Source organism: Paraburkholderia sp. USG1 (assembly GCF_031570135.1).
Lineage (GTDB): Bacteria > Pseudomonadota > Gammaproteobacteria > Burkholderiales > Burkholderiaceae > Paraburkholderia > Paraburkholderia dioscoreae.
In genome coordinates, this window is the sequence record NZ_JAMWXW010000030.1 from 1 (window position 1) to 20,536 (window position 20,536).

Below are 20,536 nucleotides of genomic sequence, written 5' to 3' on the forward strand. Positions count from 1 at the left end.
GATGGTGTCCGAGTTCGGCACCCAGTGCGCGCTCGATCAGTGCCTTCTTGAACGCGGCTGAAGCGGCGTGCACCGCCTCGGCCGTCATCGGCCCCTTCACGAACTGGTCAATCAATTCCTTCGGAATCGACGGCAACGCCGTCTGGGCCTCGGTGGCCGTCTTCGGTTTGCGTGGCATACATGCTCCTTGAGCTACATGTTATGCCTTACACACAAAATTTATGACAGGCCCGATTCCAGATGCACCACTGCCTCCTCCAAGCCAGGGGATTCGCTTAAGAACTGGCGGTGTAAAGCGGCTTTCTTTGCCTACTTTCTTTGCCGCGGCAAAGAAAGTAGGTGCCGCCCCGCACAGGGGCAACGCTAATAGACCACCGTGAACGCAAGGAAAGGCCAACACCCCAGGAACACAGACACAAAGCCCTGCACAGGCAAACAACCAACCCTCCCCCAAATTCCCGCCAGTAAAACCCAACTACTTTGCCGTCGCCAACTGCATCGATCAGCAACCTTCCGTCGAGAACAGAAACCACCTGCATCGAACACCAACCAACCCCAGCGCCGCAGGCAAAAAACGCACATCGCCCCCTAGTGCACATCACGAAATAAACCGCTAATCTCAACCCCGCACGCCCGCCAAGGGCCGCGCGCAGCGCAAAAAAAGACGCGCAGCACGCCCAAAGATGGCCCTAAAAAAGCCACGCCGCGCAGCGGCAAAAAAAGCACCCTGGAGTACCCCTTTGGAAAAGTCAGCAGCACCATCAGCAGCCCCCGAAGACTGGATCGCCCGCAGCCTGCGCGCCGTCTGGCACCCCTGCACCCAGATGAAGCACCACGAACGCCTGCCGCTCGTCCCCGTCGCACGCGGTCAAGGCGCGTGGCTCTACGATCGCGCCGGCCATCGCTATCTGGATGCCATCAGCTCCTGGTGGGTCAACCTGTTCGGTCACGCCAATTCGCGCATCAACGCGGCACTGAAAGACCAGCTCGACACGCTCGAACACGCCATGCTCGCCGGCTGCACGCACGAACCGGCCATCGAACTCGCGGAGCGCCTCAGCGCGCTCACCGACAACACGCTCGGCCACGCATTCTTCGCATCGGACGGCGCGTCCGCCGTCGAAATCGCCCTGAAAATGAGCTTCCATTCGTGGCGCAATCGCGGTTTCGCCGACAAGCAGGAATTCGTCTGCATCGCCAACAGCTATCACGGCGAAACCATCGGCGCACTCGGCGTCACGGATGTCGCGCTCTTCAAAGATGCCTACGACCCGTTGATCCGCCACGCGCACGTCGCGGCATCGCCGGACGCGCGCCTCGCGGAGGCCGGCGAAACCGCCGCCGATGTCGCTCGCCGCGCGCTCGATCACGTTCGCTCGCTATTCGAAGCACGCGCCACGAAAATCGCCGCGCTGATCGTCGAGCCGCTCGTGCAGTGCGCCGCCGGCATGGCCATGCACGACGCGTCGTATATCGCCGGATTGCGCGCATTGTGCGATCAGTACGGCGTGCATCTGATCGCCGATGAAATCGCCGTGGGCTGCGGCCGCACCGGCACTTTCTTCGCGTGCGAACAAGCCGGCATCTGGCCGGACTTCATCTGTCTGTCCAAAGGCATCAGCGGCGGCTATCTGCCGCTCTCGATCGTGCTGTCGCGCGACGAAATTTTCGAAGCGTTCTATCACGACGACACCGCGCGCGGCTTCCTGCACTCGCACTCGTACACCGGCAATCCGCTCGCCTGTCGCGCGGCACTCGCCACGCTCGATCTGTTCGCAACCGACAACGTGCTCGCCGCCAACGCGCAGAAGTCCGCGAAGCTGAAAGCCGCGCTCGCACCGCTCGCCGGGCACGAACAAGTCCGCAATCTGCGTCAGTGCGGCACGATCTTCGCGTTCAACGCCGTGATCGACGATGCTCAGCAAGCCAGAACATTCTCGCGCCGCTTCTTCGAAAACGCGTTGCAGCGCGAACTGCTGCTGCGCCCAATCGGCACGACGGTGTATCTGATGCCCCCTTACATCCTCGACGACGAAGAACTCGCGCTGCTCGCCTCGCGCACGCGCGAGACCTTCGAAGCCACGCTCGCGGAGACCCGCTAATGCATCTGCTCGACACACTCGCCGAAGGGCTGAAGGACATCGACGCACGCGGCCTGCGCCGTCGCCGCCGCACGGCCGACACGCCGTGCGCGGCGCACATGACCGTCGACGGCCGCGCGATCATCGGCTTCGCCAGCAACGACTATCTCGGCCTCGCCGCGCATCCGCAACTCATCGCGGCCATTGCTGAAGGCGCGCAGCGCTATGGCGCGGGCAGCGGCGGCTCGCATCTGCTCGGCGGCCACTCGCGCGCGCATGCGCAACTCGAAGACGATCTCGCCGAATTCGTCGGCGGCTTCGTCGAGAATGCGCGCGCGCTCTACTTCAGCACAGGCTACATGGCGAATCTCGCCACGCTCACCGCGCTCGCGGGCCGCGGCACGACGCTCTTCTCCGACGCGCTGAATCACGCGTCGCTGATCGACGGCGCGCGTTTGTCCCGCGCCGACGTGCAGATCTACCCGCACTGCGATACGGAAGCGCTGAGCGCGATGCTCGAAGCCTCGGACGCCGACGTCAAGGCGATCGTCTCCGATACCGTCTTCAGCATGGACGGCGACATCGCGCCCCTGCCGCGTCTGCTCGAACTCGCGGAACAACACGGCGCGTGGCTGATCGTCGACGACGCGCACGGTTTCGGCGTGCTCGGCCCGCAAGGCCGCGGCGCGATCGCGCAAGCCGCGCTGCGGTCGCCGAACCTCATTTCGATCGGCACGCTCGGCAAAGCAGCAGGCGTCTCCGGCGCGTTCGTCGCAGCGCATGAGACGGTGATCGAATGGCTCGTGCAGCGCGCGCGCCCGTACATTTTCACCACGGCGTCGGTGCCGGCCGCGGCGCATGCGGTGTCGGCGAGCCTGCGCATCATCGGCGGCGAGGAAGGCGATGCGCGGCGCGCGCATCTTCAGCAATTGATCGAGCGCACGCGCGCCATGCTCAAGGCAACGCCGTGGCTACCGGTCGATTCGCATACGGCCGTGCAGCCGCTCATCATCGGCGCGAACGATGCCACGCTCGATATCGCGGCCACGCTCGATCGCGCGGGTCTGTGGGTGCCGGCGATCCGTCCGCCCACCGTGCCCGCCGGCACGTCGCGTTTGCGCATTTCGCTGTCGGCCGCGCACTCGCAGGCAGACCTGGATCGTCTTGAAGCGGGCTTGCAGCAACTCGGAGCAAAGGCGGCATGAGTAGCGCGAGTCAAAACGCACTGTCCTTATTCGTCACCGGCACCGATACGGAAATCGGCAAGACGTTCGTCTCAGCGGCGCTGTTGCGCGGCTTCGTCCGCGAAGGCCTGCAAGCCGCCGCGATGAAGCCGATCGCCGCCGGCGCGTTCGAACTGAACGGCGTGCCGCACAACGAAGACGCGGATCAACTCGACGCCGCCTCGAACGTCCTGCTGCCGCCCGAGATGCGCACGCCGTATCTGCTGAAGGAACCGGCCGCGCCGCATATCGCAGCCGCGCTGGAAAACGTCACGCTGGATCTCGACCGTATCGTCGACTGTCACGCGCAGGCTCTCAAGCGCGCGGAGATCGTCGTGGTGGAAGGCGTCGGCGGTTTTCGCGTGCCGTTGACCGCTACCCAGGACACCGCCGATCTCGCCGTCGCGCTGAAGCTGCCGGTCGTGCTGGTGGTCGGCATGCGGCTCGGCTGCATCAGCCATGCGCTGCTCACCGCCGAAGCAATCGCCGCGCGCGGGCTCACGCTCGCCGGCTGGGTCGCCAACCGTATCGATCCGGACATGACCTTCCCCGACGAAAACATCGCGTCGATCCGCGAGCATCTCGCCCGCGAATACGACGCACCGCTGCTCGGCATCGTGCCGCATCTGAGCCCGGCTTCGCCCGAGCTCGCGGCGGAGCAACTCGACATCAACCGGCTTCTGCAGACGCTGCGCCATACGCACGCGCAGCGCTGAACCACCATCACATCCATCCATGAGGATTGACGACATGACGCAACTGAACATCGCTCCGGCGTCCGCCGACACGGCCGCCGCCAACAACAACGCAGCAGCCGGCACGAAACAGCTCGCGCGCTGGCGCGTGGCGGACATCGTCGCGTTGTACGAACTGCCGTTCAACGACCTGATGTTCCAGGCGCAGCAAACCCATCGCGAGCATTTCGACGCGAACACCGTGCAACTGTCCACGCTGCTGTCGATCAAGACCGGCGGCTGCGAGGAAGATTGCGCGTACTGTCCGCAGTCGGTGCATCACGACACGGGCCTGCAAGCCGACAAGCTGATGCCGGTCGACGAAGTGCTCGCTGCCGCGAAGGTCGCCAAGGAAAACGGCGCGACGCGTTTCTGCATGGGCGCCGCGTGGCGCAATCCGAAAGACCGTCACCTGGAACCGATCAAGGACATGATCCGCGGCGTGAAGGCAATGGGCCTCGAAACCTGCGTGACGCTCGGCATGCTCGAAACGCATCAGGCGCAAGGGTTGCGCGAAGCGGGCCTCGACTACTACAACCACAATCTCGATACGTCGCCGGAGTTCTACGGTCAGATCATTTCGACGCGCACGTATCAGGACCGCCTCGACACGCTCGAACGCGTGCGCGACGCGGGCATCAACGTGTGCTGCGGCGGGATTGTTGGCCTGGGCGAGTCGCGCCGTGAGCGCGCGGGTCTGATCGCGCAACTGGCGAACATGGATCCGTATCCGGAATCGGTGCCCATCAACAATCTGGTTCAGGTGGAAGGCACGCCGCTGACCGGCACCGAAGCGATCGACCCTTTCGAATTCGTGCGCACGATCGCGATTGCGCGTATCACCATGCCGCGCGCAATGGTGCGTCTGTCCGCCGGCCGCGAGCAGATGAACGAAGCCTTGCAGGCCATGTGTTTCCTCGCTGGCGCGAACTCGATTTTCTACGGCGATCAATTGCTGACCACGAGCAACCCGCAAGCCGAGGCCGACCGCAAACTGCTCGAACGTCTCGGCATTCGCGCCGAGGCCGCGCAACAGATGCCGCTCGATCAAAGCGGCTGCGAGCACGGCTGTGATAAACACGCTGCGCCGAACTGAGCGTCAGCGTCGCGCGCACTAGAACACGTGCAATAAAAAAGGCTGCCTCGTGGAAAACGAGGCAGCCTTTTTACTTGTGAAGCCGGAAATTACTTCTTGTCGACGATGATCTGATCGAATGTGCCGCCATCGGAGAAATGCGTTTGCTGTGCTTTCTGCCAGCCACCGAACATGTCTTCGACGGTGAATGTTTTGATCGCCTTGAACTCCGCAGCATGCTTCGCAAGCACGGCCTTGTCCTGCGGACGCAGATGGTGCTGCGCGATGATCTCCTGCGCGGCCGGCGACCACAGGTACTCGAGGTAGGCCTGCGCTTCCTTGCGCGTGCCGCGCTTGTCGACCACCTTGTCGACGATCGAAACCGGCGGCGCCGCCAGCAAACTCACCGACGGATACACCGCCTCGAAGTTGCCCCCGCCCACGCCCGTGTCCATCAGCGCCACTTCGTTTTCGAACGTCACCAGCACGTCGCCGATACCGCGTTGCGTAAACGTGGTCGTCGCGCCGCGGCCGCCCGTGTCGAGCACCGGCACGTTTTTGAAGATCGCCTTTTCGAAGTCGAGTGCCTGCGCGTCAGTCCCGCCGTGCTGCTTGCGATAACCCCACGCGGCCAGATACGTATAGCGCCCGTTACCCGATGTCTTCGGATTGGCGATGATCACCTGCACGCCGGGCTTGGCGAGATCGTCCCAGTCCTTGATGTGCTTCGGGTTGCCCTTGCGCACGAGGAACACCATCGTCGTGGTGTAGGGCACGCTGTCGTTCGGCAGACGCGTGCGCCAGTTGGCCGGCAGCAGTTGACCTTTCTCGGCGAGCAGGTCGATATCGTTCGGCTGGTTCATCGTCACCACGTCGGCCTGCAAGCCTTGCAGCACCGACAGCGCCTGCGCGCTCGACGCGCCATGCGACTGGCGGATCGACACGGTCTCGCCGCTCTTCTGCCTGTACGCGGCAATGAAGCCGGCGTTGATGTCCTTGTACAGCTCACGCGTCACGTCGTACGACACGTTGAGCAGCGACGTCTCTGCGTGCGCTGCCGACACGCCCGCCAGCGCGAGCGTAATTGCCGTCATGCCGGCTGCCAGCCAGCGCGAAGTCCCCGTCTTGCCTGCCATCCTGTCCCCGCCTCTCGTTGATGAAAACCAGTGGCCGCACGAACGTGCAGCGTGAAGCAGGATTCTAACGGATCGCTTACTCGGTCTGTGCCGCGTTCGCGCGCCTCACCTGCCCGAACGCCGGCCCGACCATTCAGATAAATGCGTGCTGTGCGGCCTCGATCGACTCTTCGCGAAAACGCAGCGGCGCCGCGCAATGCACCAGGGTGTCGACGAAATACTTCGCGCGCGGCCAGGGTCCGAAGCCGGCCGCGGTGTTGATATGCCCCGCGTCGCCGAGATTCACAAACGCGCTGCCGAAGCGCTGCGCGAGATCGCGCGCCCCGGCGAGCGACATCCACGGATCGGTTTCGCTGCCGATCAGGATCGACGGCACGCCGAGACGCCGGGCGTCGAACGGTCCGGCGAAGGCGAATTTCTGCGGACTCGCGGGCGCCACGAACAGCACACCGACCACATCGTTCGCATACGACGCCTGCTGCAATGCATACGCGGTCGCAAGGCAACCGAAGCTATGCGCGGCCAGCACGAACGGCCCGCGCTCGCGCGCCAGCAGATCGCGCAACGATCTGGACCACAGCGCGAGGTCCGGTGCGTCCCAGTCGGCTTGCTCGACGCGCAGCGAGCGCGCGAACTGCCGCTCCAGCCAGGTCTGCCAGTGCGTGCCCTCGCTGCCGTGCAGGCCGGGAACCGTGACGAGCCGTGGCGGCCATGTCGATTTGGTGCATGAAAGCATGTGGGTGCCTCGCTGCGGAAATCCGGGTAATGATTGTCCCGCCGGGCGCCGTGTGGGCGAACCAAGTTTTTGTGCTTTGGTTATCGGGCAAAACGCGCGGACAAAATACGCGGGCAAACCCGGGGATAAAAAACGCGGCCCGATGCGTGGCCAAATACACGTCCCAATGCGCGTGCAAAGCCCCGCCAGATATGGGCCTGTGGAGGGAAATCCATCGCCGGAACCGCACGCCCGTGCGCAAACGCGCGCGATGCGCGTCGAAAAAGTAGAATGAAGCCTATCCATAAAAGGAGGAGGCCTCATGCAGCAAGTGTCGTCCGCAGCGTTGCAGTTGTCGCACCGGTCACGCCGTGGCTTCTCCGTCACTCGCCCCGATCTCGCAGGCGCCTTCCGGACCGTATGAAAATCCTCTTTTACATGCCGCATGCCGACGCCGCCGCGTGGCTGAACGACTTCGCCCGCGCGCTGCCGGAGGCCGATCTGCGTGAATGGCAGCCGGGCGACACCGCGCCGGCCGATTTCGCGGTGGTATGGCGTCCGCCGCGCGAGCTGCTGGCCGGACGCGACGATCTGCGCGCAATCTTCAATCTGGGCGCGGGCGTCGACGCGATCCTGGCGCTGGAACACGCGCAACCCGGCACGTTGCCGCGCAACGCGCAGTTGATCCGCCTCGAAGACACCGGCATGGCGCCGCAAATGGCCGAGTACGTCGCGCATGCGGTGCTGCGCTATCTGCGCCGTTTCGACGAGTATCAGACGCTGCAAAACGAGCGCCGCTGGCAAGTGCTCGAGCCGCATCCGCGTGAAACCTTCACCGTCGGCGTACTGGGACTTGGCGTGCTCGGCACGCATGTCGCCCAGGCGGTAGCGGCATTCGGCGTGCCGGTGCGCGGCTACAGCCGCAGCCCGCGGCAGATCGACGGCATTCAGACGTTCGCCGGTGAAGCACAATTCGACGCATTTCTCGACGGCGTGAAAGTGCTGGTGAATCTGCTGCCGCATACGCCGGATACCGGCGACGTGCTGAACGCACGCACCTTCGCCAGGCTCGCACGCGGCGCGTATCTGATCAACGTGGCGCGCGGCGGGCATCTGGTCGAGCAGGATCTGCTCGACGCGCTCGCGAGCGGCCAGCTCACCGCCGCCACGCTCGACGTGTTCCGCGAAGAACCGCTGCCGCCGGATCACCCGTTCTGGCGCGAGCCGCGCATCACGATCACGCCGCACGTCTCAGCGCTGACGCTGCGCGCGGAAAGTGTCGCCCAGGTCGCGCAGAAAATCACCGCGCTCGCACGGGGCGATACAGTTGGCGGAGTGGTGAATATGGAACGCGGATACTGAACACAGCCAATCCCATTGAAGAAGCGCCGCCACGCGCGGCGTCAACAAGTTGCATGGAGACAGATCATGGCCCTACCTCAGCAAGTGAAAATCGTCGAAGTCGGTCCGCGTGACGGACTGCAGAACGAAAAAGAATTCGTGCCCACCGCGACCAAGATCGAGTTGATCAACCGGTTGTCGGCGGCGGGCTTCCGTAACGTCGAGGCCGCTTCGTTCGTGTCGCCGAAATGGGTGCCGCAAATGGCGGACGGCGCCGACGTGATGGCCGGTATCGAACGGCGCCCCGGCACGATCTACTCGGTGCTGACGCCCAACCTGCGCGGCTTCGAAGGCGCGCTCGCCGCGCGTGCCGACGAAATCGTGATTTTCGGCGCCGCCAGCGAAGCGTTCTCGCAGAAGAACATCAACTGCAGCATCGCGGAAAGCATCGACCGGTTCGCGCCCGTCGCGCAGGCGGCCAAGGAGCACGGCGTGCGGATTCGCGGCAGCGTGTCGTGCGCGCTGGGCTGTCCGTATCAGGGTGAAGTGCCGGTGGCGTCGGTGGCGGATGTCGTCGAGCGCTTCGCGGCGCTCGGCTGCGACGAAATCGATATCGCCGACACGATCGGCGTGGGCACGCCCAAGCGCACGCGTGAAGTGTTCGAGGCGGTCACCCGGGTGTTTCCGCGCAAACGTCTGTCGGGCCACTTCCACGACACCTATGGTCAGGCACTCGCCAATATCTACGCGGCACTGCTGGAAGGCATCGAGATCTATCACGCTTCGGTGGCGGGCCTCGGCGGCTGTCCGTATGCGAAGGGCGCGACCGGCAACGTCGCGACCGAAGACGTGCTGTACCTGATGAACGGCCTCGGCATCGAGACCGGCATCGATCTCGCGCAAGTCGTCGCGATCGGCGATTTCATCTCGACCTCGATCGGCCGGCCCAATGTTTCGCGCGCCGGTAAAGCGCTGCTCGCCAAAGCGCGCAGCGAAGCGGCGAACTGCGTCTGACGCCGGCTCGACGCACGCACTCGGCACTCACGCCAACACTCAGGATCTGAAACGATGACGGACCACGCTTCTCCCGAAACCGACGATCTCACCGCGCTGCCGGACTCGGCACGCCGCGTCGCGCTGCTGTTGCGCGAACGCGGTCACGCGGGCCGGATCGTGATGCTGCCGGAAACCGGCAAGACCTCCGCCGAAGCCGCGGCGGGACTCGGCTGCTCGGTCGCGCAGATCGCCAAGTCGATCCTGTTTCGCCGCCGTGAAGACGACGCGCCGGTGCTGGTGGTCGCGAGCGGTGCGAATCGCGTCGACGAAAAGAAAGTTGCCGCGCAGGTCGGCGAAATCGGCCGTGCGGACGCGAAGTTCGTCCGCGAAAAAACCGGCTATGCGATCGGCGGTGTCTGTCCGATCGGTCACGCCACCGAGCCGGTCACGCTGATCGACGCGGATCTGCTCGAACTCGACAGCCTGTGGGCCGCCGCGGGCCACCCGCATGCGGTGTTCAACCTGACGGCGCAGGAGCTGATCGCGCTGACGGGCGCGCCGGTGATCGACGTGGCGCTGCGCGAGACGGCATGACGCGATGACGATGACGACGATGACAGCGGGCCTCGATAACGAAGACGACCACGCCGTGCCCTCGCCTTGCATCAGCGTGTGCAGGATGGATGCGTCGACAGGCTGGTGCGAAGGATGCCTGCGCACCATCGACGAAATCGCCGGCTGGTCGCTGCTCGACGGCGACGCGAAGCGCGCGGTCTGGGACGCGATCGAGGTACGTCACGCGGAACTCGTCGCGAACCCGCCGAAGGTGCAGCGATGAACGCCGCGCCGCGCATCGTCACGATCGGCGAGACGTTCAGTTCGACGCTGGAGCTGTCGGCGGAATCGGTGAAATCGTTCGCCTCGCTGGTCAACGACCACAACCCGCTGCATCACGACGAAGCGTATGCGGCACAAAGCCGCTTCGGCGGACTGATCGCATCAGGTACGCAGCCGACCGCGCATTTCATGGCGCTGCTGGCCACGCATTTTTCGACCTACGCGCAACCCCTCGGTCTCGAATTCGATATCAAGCTGAAGAAAGCGGTCCACGCGAACGACACGCTCACCATCACCTGGCGCGTGAAGGACGCTTACTGGAAGCCGAGCCTGAACGGCGATCTGACCCATCTTGAAGGCACGGTCGTGAATCAGCGCGGCGACACCATGTTGACCGGTTCGTCGACCATTCTCGTCATGCCGAAATCTGAAGCCGCCGAGAACACACACGCAAACGCGGCGCCCAACTCGCCATGATCACGCTACCGGAATCGATTCGGGTTTTCGAACGCGGCTGGCTTTCGTCGAACAACGTGCTGCTGCTGGACGATGCATGCGCCGCGCTTGTGGATACCGGGTACGCCACGCATGCGCCGCAAACGCTTGCCCTCGTGCGGCAAGCGCTCGGCGCGCGGCCGCTCGACCTGATCGTCAACACGCATCTGCATTCGGACCACTGCGGCGGCAACGCGCTGCTGCAGGCCACGTGGCCGTGCCGCACCGTGATTCCCGCCTCGGAAGCCGATGCGGTGCGCGACTGGGACGAGACACGCCTCACGTTTCGTGCGACCGGCCAGACCTGCGAGCGCTTCACCTTCACCGGCACGATCGCGCCCGGCGCGCAGTTGCGGCTCGGCGCGCTCGACTGGGAAGTGCTCGGCGCACCCGGCCACGATCCACACTCGCTGATGCTGTATTGCGCGGGCGAACGCATCCTGATCAGCGCGGACGCGCTCTGGGAAAACGGCTTCGGCGTGATCTTTCCGGAACTGGAAGGCGAAAGCGGTTTCGCCGAGGAACAGGCGGTGCTCGAAGCCATTGCGAAGCTCGACGTGCGCCTCGTGATTCCCGGCCACGGCGCACCCTTCACAAATGTCGAACAGGCGCTGGAGCGCGCGTTTTCGCGAGTTGCCTGGCTGCGTGCCGATCCGGCCCGCAACGCAAAGAACGCGCTGAAGGTACTGATCGTGTTCAAGCTGCTCGAAGTCCGCGCGATGCGCTTCGACACATTGCTGCAAATGCTCGACGCCGCCGCCGTGATGCGCGCCGCCGCGACGATGCTCAAGCCGCGCGGCGAGTGGCCCGCGCTGGTTAAAGACATCGTCGAGGAATTGGCCGCGAGGAATGGGCCGCTGGAAGTGGATGGCGAGCGCATTGTCGCGCGCGCGGCGTGACGCGCCGCCGCTGACTCGAACCACCTGAAATACGCGAACCGTCGCCACAAAAAGAAAGCCGCTCGACCATTACAGGCGAGCGGCGGAAATTCTGTCGGACGTGATCAGCGTCAAGATGCATGATACGCGTGCCGTTTTTTTGGCCGCATCGGTAATTTCCCTACAGAAGTTTGACGCCAGCTTTTAAAGCTGCATACACGTCACACCACGAAGCCCTGTAGTCGCACAGCTTTCAACGTATTAGACCGCCTTGACGAACAATCCGGGCACCCAGTTACTCTGGAATCCGTAGCATTGCGACACGCCGCAGCGGCGCAACACCCGTCAGGTCGACGACAGGCGCTTTTGCGGCACGATCCGCCAGCCGAGATTGACACCGGCGGCGGCCAGCAGAATCAGCACCGCGCCGAGCACCTGAATCCATGCCAGCGTTTGCCCGAACGCAACCCGATCGACGACGATCGCCACCACCGGATAGATGAACGAGAGTGCCCCCGTCATCGAAGTCGGCAACTTCTGGATCGCCCCGTATAGCAGCACGTACATGAGACCCGTATTGACGACGCCTAGCACGATCAGTTCGAGCCACTGCACGCCGCTCGTGGGCAGCGCGTCGAAGCGCACGAACGGCGCGAGCATCAGCACGCCGAGCGACACCTGGATCAACGCGATCAGATGCGGCGGCGTGCCCTTGAGCCGCTTGGTAATGATCGACGACACGGCATACATCGCCGCCGCGCCCACTGCGTATGCGACGCCGACCAGGTATTGCCCCGGCACCGCCAGCACCGCCGGCTCGACCTTCACGACGAACACGAGTCCGATGAACGCGACCACCAGCCAGGCCACGGCCGACGGGCTGATGCGCTCGCGAAACACCAATGCGCCGAGCGCCACCAGCATGAACGGCTGCGTGTTGTAGACGGCGGTGGCCATCGAGATCGACGCACGCGAATACGCGGCGAACAGCAACACCCAGTTGATGACGATCGCCGCCCCGCCGAGCAGGGCGAGGCCGAGCATCTTCCACGAGAAGAGGCGGCGCCGGAACAGTCCCAGCACCGCGCAGACGAGCGCCAGCGTCGCGCCGCCGAAAATGCAGCGGAAAAACACGACATTGAACGGGCTTTGCTGCGACGACACCACGAGCCAGCCGATGGTGCCGGACATCAGCATCGCCAGGGTCATTTCCGCGGCTCCGCGGCGAATTTCATTTGACGCCATGATTCGATCCTCGAATTGATTCCTGCATGCCGAGCAGTGTAATTAATCCGATGGTCCGAATACATGGCTAAACTTAAGCATTCCCGCGACGCAACCTAATAATCGAAGGCCGTCATGACCAAACGCCTTGTTCCCTCAACGCCCTCCCCGCTCGACGACACGGACCGGGCGCTACTCGCCGCGCTCGCGGAAGACGCCCGTCAGCCGGTCAGCGAACTGGCGCGGCTGGTCGGACTGTCAGCGCCGAGTACGGCGGAGCGTGTGCGCCGACTCGAAGCGCAAGGCGTGATCGAGCGCTTTACGGTGCAAGTCGATCCACGCGCGCTCGGCTATACGCTGCAGGCCATCGTGCGCGTGAAGCCGTTGCCCGGCCAGTTGCATCTGGTCGAAGAGGTGATCCGGCGGATTCCGGAGTTCGTCGAATGCGACAAGGTGACAGGCGACGACTGTTTCATCTGCCGCCTGTACCTCCACTCGATCGAGCAGCTTGACGAGATTCTGACGAAGGTCGCCGAGCGTGCGGAGACCAGTTCCGCCATCGTCAAGTCAACGCCGGTGGCGCGCCGTTTGCCGCCGCTCGGCTAAACGACGGCGGGCGCGGCTTCGCGCATGATCGGCGCAGGCGAACGGGACTTACTGCTCGGCCGCTTCGAAAAAAGACAGCATTTCGGCGACCAGTTCGTCCGACGCTTCTTCGGGTATGTAATGCCCGCAAGGCAGCGCGCGGCCACTCACGTCGCGCGCCACATGACGCCATTCGGCCAGCGCGTCGAAGCACTTCTCGATCACGCCCTTGTCGCCCCACAACACGCGCAGCGGGCAGCCGATCTTGTGACCGCGCTCGATATCGGCACGATCGTGCTCCAGGTCGATGCTCGCCGACGCGCGGTAATCCTCGCACATCGCGTGCACGGCGCCTGGTTGGGCGAGCGCCGCGCGGTAGGCTTCGAGCGCGGCGGGATCGAACGGCGCCAGACCCGCGTGACGGCCACCCATCACCGCATCGACATAGGCCGCCGGGTTCGCGCCGATCAGCGTCTCGGGCAGCGGCTCCGGCTGGATCAGGAAGAACCAGTGGAAGTAGTGCGTCGCGAAGGTGCGGTCGGTGGCCTCGTACATTGCGAGCGTCGGTGCGATATCGAGCAGCATCAGACGCTCGACGGCGTCGGGATGATCGAGCGCCATTCGATGCGCCACGCGTGCGCCGCGGTCGTGTGCGCACACGAGAAAACGTTCGAAACCGAAATGACGCATCACGGCGACCTGATCGGCCGCCATCACGCGTTTGGAATACGGTGTATGGTCGGCGTCGCTCGGCGGCTTGCCCGATGCGCCGTAGCCGCGCAGATCGGTCGCGATGACGGTGAAATGTTCGGCCAGTTGCGCGGCGCACTTCTGCCAGATCAGATGCGACTGCGGATGACCGTGCAGCAACAGAAGAGGCGGGCCCGCTCCGCCCTTCACTCCGAAAATATCGACATCGCCCACGGCGACGCGAAAGGGCGTGAAATTCTCGAAGGCCATGACGTCTCTCTTGTGATTTGGAGTCACTGCATTGTAGGAGGCCAATGTGTCCGCGCGAGGTGGGACAGCCCACGCAAGCATAGAACCTGAACACTCCTTCCAACTGTTCCAAACGCAGCGGCCGAACGCGAGCGCCGTGCTTCGCCTATAATCGAACGACCGTTCTTAAATTATCGGGTGGCTGCGGCCAGCGAAAGCGCTGCAAACCATGTGCCGCTAAAATCAGTCATCGCCGGGCGCTCAAACTCGCACCGGTTCGCTCAAATCAGGAGACTCGCACTATGGCATTGCCCGCCGTTCTGCAAAAACTTGCGCTGCCGGTCGTCGCCTCGCCGATGTTCATCGTCAGCTATCCCGAACTCGTGCTGGCTCAGTGTAAGGCCGGGATCGTCGGCTCGTTCCCCGCGCTGAATGCACGCCCGGCCGAGTTGCTCGACGAATGGCTCACGCAGATTCAGACGCAGCTCGCCGAGCACAAGGCGGCCAACCCGGACGCGATCATCGGGCCGATCGCGGTCAACCAGATCGTCCATCAGTCGAATACGCGGCTCGAACACGACGTGCGTGTGTGCGTCGAACACAAGGTGCCGATTTTCATCACGAGCCTGCGGGCGCCGGCACGGGAAATCGTCGACGCCGTGCATAGCTACGGCGGCATCGTGCTGCACGACGTGATCAATCTGCGCCATGCGCAAAAGGCGCTGGCAGCGGGCGTCGACGGTCTGATCCTGGTGGCATCCGGCGCGGGCGGCCACGCGGGCACGACCTCGCCGTTCGCGCTGGTCGGCGAAGTGCGGCGCATGTTCGACGGCCCGATCGTGCTGTCGGGCTCGATCGCCAACGGCGGCTCGATTCTCGCCGCGCAGGCAATGGGCGCTGACCTCGCCTACATGGGCACGCGCTTTATCGCGACCAAAGAAGCTCATGCGGTGGACAGCTACAAGCAGGCCATTGTCAATTCCACCGCGTCGGACATCATTTACACCAACCTGTTCACCGGCGTGCACGGCAATTACATCCGCGAAAGCATCGTCAACGCGGGGCTGGACCCGGACGCGCTGCCGGAATCGGACAAGACCAAGATGAACTTCGGCAGCGACAAGGCGAAGGCGTGGAAAGACATCTGGGGCGCAGGCCAGGGCGTCGGCCTGATGGACGACGTGCCGAGCGTGAGCGAACTGGTGCAGCGTTTGTCGAAGGAATATGACGACGCGAAGGCGCGGCTGGGGATTGCGCGCTGAGATGGTGCGCCAAGGCATGACGCGGTCGGGGTTACGCGTTTGCCTGGAGCGCGTCGGCGCAGGCGCCTCGTTCGGGGCTCTTGAGCTGAGACGCTTGATCTGGACGGTCTTGCACTGCGGCCCGGCTTCACGCAGAGCCGCAGCAACCACCACGCAGCCGCGCTTACATATTACGGCGGTACTGCCCGCCCACTTCAAACAGCGCGTGCGTGATCTGCCCAAGCGAGCAGACACGCACAACATCCATCAGCACCGCGAACACGTTTTCATCGTCGATCACCGCGCGCTTCAGGCGTTCGAGCGCGGCGGGCGCCGCGTCGCGATGCTGCGCCTGAAAAGCGCGCAGGCGTTGCAACTGGCTTTGTTTCTCATCGTCGGTGGAACGGGCTAGCGCGATCGGCTGCGGCGCTTCGTGCGGATGCGCGCTCAAGAACGTGTTCACGCCGACGATCGGATAAGACCCGTCATGCTTGCGATGCTCATAGAGCATCGACTCGTCCTGAATCCGCCCGCGCTGATAGCCGGTTTCCATCGCGCCGAGCACGCCGCCTCGCTCGGTCAGCCGGTCGAATTCGGCCAGTACCGCCTCTTCCACCAGGTCGGTCAGCTCCTCGATCACGAAGCTGCCCTGATTCGGATTCTGATTCTTCGCGAGCCCCCACTCACGGTTGATGATCAACTGGATCGCCACCGCGCGGCGCACGGACTCCTCGGTGGGCGTGGTGATCGCTTCGTCGAAGGCATTTGTGTGGAGCGAGTTGCAATTGTCGTAGATCGCGATCAGCGCCTGCAGCGTGGTGCGGATATCGTTGAAGTCGATCTCCTGCGCGTGCAGGCTGCGACCCGACGTCTGCACGTGATACTTGAGCTTCTGGCTGCGTTCGTTCGCGCCGTAGCGCTCGCGCATGGCAACGGCCCAGATGCGTCGCGCGACGCGGCCCAGCACCGTGTACTCCGGATCCATGCCGTTCGAAAAGAAGAACGACAGATTCGGCGCGAAGCCGTCGATCGACATGCCGCGGGCGAGATAGGCCTCGACATAGGTGAAGCCGTTCGCGAGCGTGTACGCGAGTTGAGAGATCGGGTTCGCGCCGGCTTCGGCGATGTGATAGCCGGAAATCGACACCGAATAGAAATTGCGCACGCCATGCTCGACGAAGTACGCCTGAATATCGCCCATCACCTTCAGGCTGAATTCGGTCGAGAAAATGCAGGTGTTCTGGCCTTGGTCTTCCTTCAGGATATCGGCCTGCACGGTGCCGCGCACGTTTTCCAGCGCGGTGCGGCGCGTCGCGGCGAGTTCGTCTTCGGTGAGCGGGCGGCCTTGCTGCTGTGTCGTGCGCGCGATCTGCTGATCGATCGCGACGTTGAAGAACATCGCAAGAATGGTCGGCGCGGGGCCGTTGATCGTCATCGAGACCGAGGTTTCCGGCGCACAGAGGTCGAAGCCATCGTAGAGCGTCTTCATGTCGTCGAGCGTCGCGACGGAGACGCCGGAATTGCCCACTTTGCCGTAGATGTCGGGACGCTCGTGCGGTTCTTCGCCGTAGAGCGTAACCGAGTCGAACGCGGTCGACAGACGTTTGGCCGGCATGCCTTCCGAAAGCAGTTTGAAGCGGCGATTGGTGCGTTGCGGATCGCCTTCGCCGGCGAACATGCGGGTCGGGTCTTCGTTTTCGCGGCGGAACGGGAATACGCCGGCGGTGAAGGGGAAGTAGCCGGGCAGATTGTCGAGCATCAGCCAGCGCAAGATCTCGCCGTGATCGACGAATTTCGGCAGGGAGACTTTGCGGACTTCGGAGCCGGAAAGCGTCGTGACGGTCAGCGCGGTGCGGATTTCACGGTCGCGGATGCGCACAACGTGTTCCGTGCCCGAGTAAGCGGCGACGGTTTGCGGCCAGGTGTCGAGGAGGATGCGCTCGCGTTCGCCGAGCGAGGCGGTGCGTTGGGTGATTAGCGTGTCGAGTTGCGAGAGGGTTGGGTTGAGCGCGTCGGTTGGGGTGGCAGTGCCGCTGGTTGCGGAAGCGTTTGAGTTCGCGGTTGTGTTTGCTGCTGGGCTTGCGCCTGCCTTCGAGCTTGCGCTTGCTCCTGAGCTTGCACTTGCGGCAACAACGGAGTCTGCGCCGACAGCCTCGCCCGTCTCAACGAGCATCCTGCGCGCCTCGATCAGTTGCCAGCGCTCGCGCGCGACGCGCGCTTGCGCGTCGGCTCGCTCGCGATAAGCGTGAACCGTCTGCGCAATATCCGCCAGATAGCGCACGCGCGCGGGCGGCACGATGGCGTTGCGCCCGCTCGAAAAACGCAGACCTTCGGGCGCGGCAAGACGGCCGCCGCCCGAACGCAAACCGTGCTTGCGCAGCGCTTCGGCAACGTGCCGGTACAGCGCGGTCACGCCGTCATCGTTAAAGCGCGAGGCGATCGTTCCGAACACCGGCATCGCTTCCGGCGACTTCGTGAAGTCGGAGCGATTGCGCTGCACCTGCTTGGCGACATCGCGCAACGCGTCCGGCGCGCCTTTGCGATCGAACTTGTTGATCGCGACGAAGCTGGCAAAGTCGAGCATGTCGATCTTCTCCAACTGGCTGGCCGCGCCGAATTCCGGCGTCATGACATACAGCGATTCGTCGACGAACGGCACGATCGCCGCGTCGCCCTGGCCGATGCCGGACGTTTCGACGACGATCAGATCGAAGCCGGCCGCCTTGCAGAGCATCAACGCGTCGGGCAGCGAGTCGGAGATTTCGCTCGATGCTTCGCGCGTCGCCATCGAACGCATGTACACGCGCGCGCCGCCGCCCCAGTCGCCGATCGCGTTCATGCGGATGCGGTCGCCCAGCAGCGCGCCGCCGGACTTGCGGCGCGACGGGTCGATGGCGAGCACGGCGATGGTGAGGGCGTCGCCGTAGTCGAGGCGAAAGCGACGGATCAACTCGTCGGTGAGCGACGATTTGCCGGCGCCGCCGGTTCCGGTAATGCCGAGCACAGGGATCGCGGTTGCTTCTGCTAGAGCGGACAGCTTGTCCCGCGTGTTGACGTCGATGGCGGCCGTTTCGAATGCGCTGATGAGTTGCGCGAGTCGGCGGAAAACCAAGGATGCCGGGTCGGGGCTGCCGGCTGTGCTGGCTGTGCTGGCTGTGCTGGCTGTGCTGGCTGTGCTGGCTGCGTCGGCTGCGTCCGCTACGCCGCCGGTGTTGGCCGTGCTGGCCGCGCGGACGCCTCTGTCCAAATGATCGCCGCGCCCCGCCGCGGCCACGCGACTCGCCTCGCTCGACGGATTGCGCGCTACGGCCTCCTGACCGTCAACACCCGCATCGTCGCGCGAATCAAAACGCGGCAGACGATGCTCCGAAAACTCCGCCGCCCACGCGCCGACCGGACTCTCCCCTGTGGCCGCCGCCGCGCGCGCACCTTCGGCGCAGCGCGCGATCATATCGTCGATCATGCCTTGCAGACCAAGCCGCTGGCCGTCCTGCGGCGAATAGATCTTCTCGACGCCATAGCGTTCGAGCCCGACAATCTCTTCAGGGACGATCACCCCGCCGCCGCCGCCGAACACCTTGATGCGCTCGCCGCCGCGTGCGCGCAGCAAGTCGACCAGATAGCGGAAGTATTCGTTGTGACCGCCCTGGTAGCTCGACACGGCGACGCCGTCGGCATCCTCGTGCAGCGCGGCGGTGGCGACTTCATCGACGGAGCGGTTGTGGCCGAGATGAATCACCTCGACGCCGCTTGCCTGAAGAATGCGCCGCATGATATTGATCGACGCATCGTGGCCGTCGAACAACGCAGCCGCGGTAACAAAGCGCAGTCGCCGGCCCGCGGGCAGCTTGTGGCTGCCCGCGCGCTGCGGCGTGGACAGATCGGTCATGTCTCCCCCAGATCGTTACGCGTATGGGTGCTGGCAACCAGTATAGCGAAACGGTTCGCGGCGCTTGACCGTCCTCCGCGCCTACCGCACGGCCAACGCCCTGATCTGTTCGAGCGACGGCCACAGCGACTCGTTGGCGAACCGCTCGGCGAGGAAGTCGACAAACGAGCGCACCTTGGCCGACAGATGCCGGCGGCTCGCGTAGACCACATGAATCGGCAGCTCGCGCGGCGGCACGTCGTCCACCAGCAGCGGCACGAGGCGCCCCGCGGCCAGATCGTCGCCGATCACTTCGGTGCCGAGCATCGCGATGCCCGCGCCCTGCAGCACGATCACACGCTGCGCTTCGAGATGATTGACGATCAGGTTGCCCGTCAGGCGCACGCGCGAAGAGGCATCGCCGGTTGCCGGCGCGATTTCGAGCGCCGACACGCCTGCGTACTGGAGATAGTTGTGACGCGCGAGGTCGGCCACGGTCTTCGGCGTGCCGTGCCGTTTCAGATAGGCAGGCGACGCGCACAGCACGAGATGCGCGGTCGCGATCTGCCGCGCGATCAATGAAGAAGACTTGAGCCCGCTCGGCGAAGCCCGGATCGCGACATCGAAACCTTCGTCGATCAGTTCGACCACCCGGTCGGAGAGTGTCATATCGACGGTGACCTGCGGATACTGCGCGGCGTAGTCCGCCACCGCGGCCATCACATGGCTCAAACCGAACGCCGACAGCGACGACACCCGCAAGCGCCCCTGCGGCACGACGCTCGCCGCACCGACCACCTGCTCGGCCTCTTCGAGTTCGGCGAGCACCTGGCTCAGACGCTCGTAGTATTCGCGGCCCGCCTCGGTGGGCGCGACCCGCCGCGTGGTGCGGTTCAGGAGCCGCGCGCCGAGCTGCTGTTCGAGATGCATCACGTGCTTGCTCGCCATCGCCGCCGACATCTCCATCCGTTCGGCCGCGCCGACGAAGCTGCCGACTTCGACCACATGCCGGAACACTTTCATGCTGACGAGGGTATCCATCTCAATCGCTCGCTTCAGGAATCAATCGACGGCATTTTGCCGGGTTTATCAAAAGCTGGTCAGCAAAACGCGCGTCGAAGGAATAAATCCCAGCGCCCAGAAAGCAAAAAAACCCGCCTTCGGAAGA

The 20,536-nt window shown here is 64.3% G+C and carries 18 protein-coding genes and 1 pseudogene; 12 read left to right on the forward strand and 7 right to left on the reverse strand.

The genetic code is table 11. The features are described from left to right. A pseudogene (locus NE850_RS30555) lies at positions 1-178 on the reverse strand (IS256 family transposase); the annotation flags it as partial. A gap of 562 nt (positions 179-740) precedes the next feature. Here NE850_RS30555 and bioA point away from each other — a divergent pair. From bioA to bioB, 4 genes are read left to right on the forward strand one after another with little or no spacing between them, the layout of a single operon-like run. Continuing rightward, on the forward strand, positions 741-2,102 hold the full coding sequence (gene bioA, locus NE850_RS30560; RefSeq protein WP_310699806.1) for an adenosylmethionine--8-amino-7-oxononanoate transaminase: 1,362 nt from the start codon (positions 741-743) through the stop codon (positions 2,100-2,102). Beyond that, complete coding sequence (gene bioF / locus NE850_RS30565; protein WP_007179557.1) at positions 2,102-3,286, forward strand: 8-amino-7-oxononanoate synthase; 1,185 nt, start codon at positions 2,102-2,104, stop codon at positions 3,284-3,286. Before bioA ends, bioF begins: the two co-directional genes overlap by 1 nt. Continuing rightward, positions 3,283-4,020, forward strand: a complete 738-nt coding sequence (bioD, locus tag NE850_RS30570) for a dethiobiotin synthase (RefSeq protein WP_007179558.1) — start codon at positions 3,283-3,285, stop codon at positions 4,018-4,020. The genes bioF and bioD overlap by 4 nt, the downstream gene beginning before the upstream one ends. Positions 4,021-4,054: 34 nt before the next feature. Continuing rightward, positions 4,055-5,134 (forward strand): biotin synthase BioB, encoded by a 1,080-nt coding sequence (gene bioB / locus NE850_RS30575; RefSeq protein ID WP_007179559.1) that lies wholly within the window; start codon positions 4,055-4,057, stop codon positions 5,132-5,134. An 89-nt stretch (positions 5,135-5,223) separates the two neighbouring features. Here bioB and NE850_RS30580 read toward each other — a convergent pair whose 3' ends face one another. Both NE850_RS30580 and NE850_RS30585 read right to left on the reverse strand, forming a co-directional pair. Further along, positions 5,224-6,249: a sulfate ABC transporter substrate-binding protein gene (locus tag NE850_RS30580; protein WP_165184315.1), complete on the reverse strand. Its 1,026-nt coding sequence runs from the start codon at positions 6,247-6,249 to the stop codon at positions 5,224-5,226. A gap of 133 nt (positions 6,250-6,382) precedes the next feature. Then, a complete protein-coding gene (locus tag NE850_RS30585) occupies positions 6,383-6,985 on the reverse strand; it encodes an alpha/beta hydrolase (RefSeq protein ID WP_165184313.1) in 603 nt (200 codons plus the stop codon). Positions 6,986-7,384: 399 nt separating this feature from the next. On the opposite strand from NE850_RS30585, the gene NE850_RS30590 reads away from it, so the two are divergent. The 6 genes from NE850_RS30590 to NE850_RS30615 all read left to right on the forward strand — a co-directional run bounded on the left by NE850_RS30590 (position 7,385) and on the right by NE850_RS30615 (position 11,532). Then, positions 7,385-8,326: a glyoxylate/hydroxypyruvate reductase A gene (locus NE850_RS30590; RefSeq protein WP_310699807.1), complete on the forward strand. Its 942-nt coding sequence runs from the start codon at positions 7,385-7,387 to the stop codon at positions 8,324-8,326. A 66-nt stretch (positions 8,327-8,392) separates the two neighbouring features. Next, the gene (locus tag NE850_RS30595) at positions 8,393-9,319 is read left to right on the forward strand and encodes a hydroxymethylglutaryl-CoA lyase (protein ID WP_007179564.1); all 927 of its coding nucleotides are present in this window, start codon (positions 8,393-8,395) and stop codon (positions 9,317-9,319) included. 54 nt (positions 9,320-9,373) lie between these two features. After that, positions 9,374-9,895: a YbaK/EbsC family protein gene (locus NE850_RS30600; RefSeq protein WP_007179565.1), complete on the forward strand. Its 522-nt coding sequence runs from the start codon at positions 9,374-9,376 to the stop codon at positions 9,893-9,895. A 4-nt stretch (positions 9,896-9,899) separates the two neighbouring features. Beyond that, positions 9,900-10,139, forward strand: a complete 240-nt coding sequence (locus tag NE850_RS30605) for a DUF1289 domain-containing protein (RefSeq protein ID WP_007179566.1) — start codon at positions 9,900-9,902, stop codon at positions 10,137-10,139. Next, positions 10,136-10,615, forward strand: a complete 480-nt coding sequence (locus tag NE850_RS30610) for a MaoC family dehydratase (RefSeq protein ID WP_007179567.1) — start codon at positions 10,136-10,138, stop codon at positions 10,613-10,615. The genes NE850_RS30605 and NE850_RS30610 overlap by 4 nt, the downstream gene beginning before the upstream one ends. Beyond that, a complete protein-coding gene (locus NE850_RS30615) occupies positions 10,612-11,532 on the forward strand; it encodes an MBL fold metallo-hydrolase (RefSeq protein WP_007179568.1) in 921 nt (306 codons plus the stop codon). Before NE850_RS30610 ends, NE850_RS30615 begins: the two co-directional genes overlap by 4 nt. Before the next feature lie 324 nt (positions 11,533-11,856). Here the strand turns inward: NE850_RS30615 and NE850_RS30620 are convergent, their stop codons facing one another. Then, the gene (locus NE850_RS30620; RefSeq protein ID WP_007179569.1) at positions 11,857-12,756 is read right to left on the reverse strand and encodes a DMT family transporter; all 900 of its coding nucleotides are present in this window, start codon (positions 12,754-12,756) and stop codon (positions 11,857-11,859) included. A gap of 114 nt (positions 12,757-12,870) precedes the next feature. Between NE850_RS30620 and NE850_RS30625 the strand changes: the two genes are divergently transcribed. Then, on the forward strand, positions 12,871-13,341 hold the full coding sequence (locus NE850_RS30625) for an Lrp/AsnC family transcriptional regulator (RefSeq protein WP_007179570.1): 471 nt from the start codon (positions 12,871-12,873) through the stop codon (positions 13,339-13,341). 48 nt (positions 13,342-13,389) lie between these two features. Here the strand turns inward: NE850_RS30625 and NE850_RS30630 are convergent, their stop codons facing one another. Next, positions 13,390-14,280 carry an alpha/beta fold hydrolase gene (locus tag NE850_RS30630; RefSeq protein WP_007179571.1) on the reverse strand — a complete coding sequence of 297 codons (891 nt, stop codon included), beginning with the start codon at positions 14,278-14,280 and terminating at the stop codon, positions 13,390-13,392. A 281-nt stretch (positions 14,281-14,561) separates the two neighbouring features. Here NE850_RS30630 and NE850_RS30635 point away from each other — a divergent pair, with 281 nt between their 5' ends. Then, positions 14,562-15,521: a nitronate monooxygenase family protein gene (locus tag NE850_RS30635; protein WP_007179572.1), complete on the forward strand. Its 960-nt coding sequence runs from the start codon at positions 14,562-14,564 to the stop codon at positions 15,519-15,521. A 163-nt stretch (positions 15,522-15,684) separates the two neighbouring features. Here the strand turns inward: NE850_RS30635 and NE850_RS30640 are convergent, their stop codons facing one another. Both NE850_RS30640 and NE850_RS30645 read right to left on the reverse strand, forming a co-directional pair. Further along, positions 15,685-19,389 carry a methylmalonyl-CoA mutase family protein gene (locus NE850_RS30640; RefSeq protein WP_310699808.1) on the reverse strand — a complete coding sequence of 1,235 codons (3,705 nt, stop codon included), beginning with the start codon at positions 19,387-19,389 and terminating at the stop codon, positions 15,685-15,687. An 81-nt stretch (positions 19,390-19,470) separates the two neighbouring features. After that, a complete protein-coding gene (locus NE850_RS30645; protein WP_007179574.1) occupies positions 19,471-20,409 on the reverse strand; it encodes a LysR family transcriptional regulator in 939 nt (312 codons plus the stop codon). Positions 20,410-20,536: the final 127 nt, after the last annotated feature.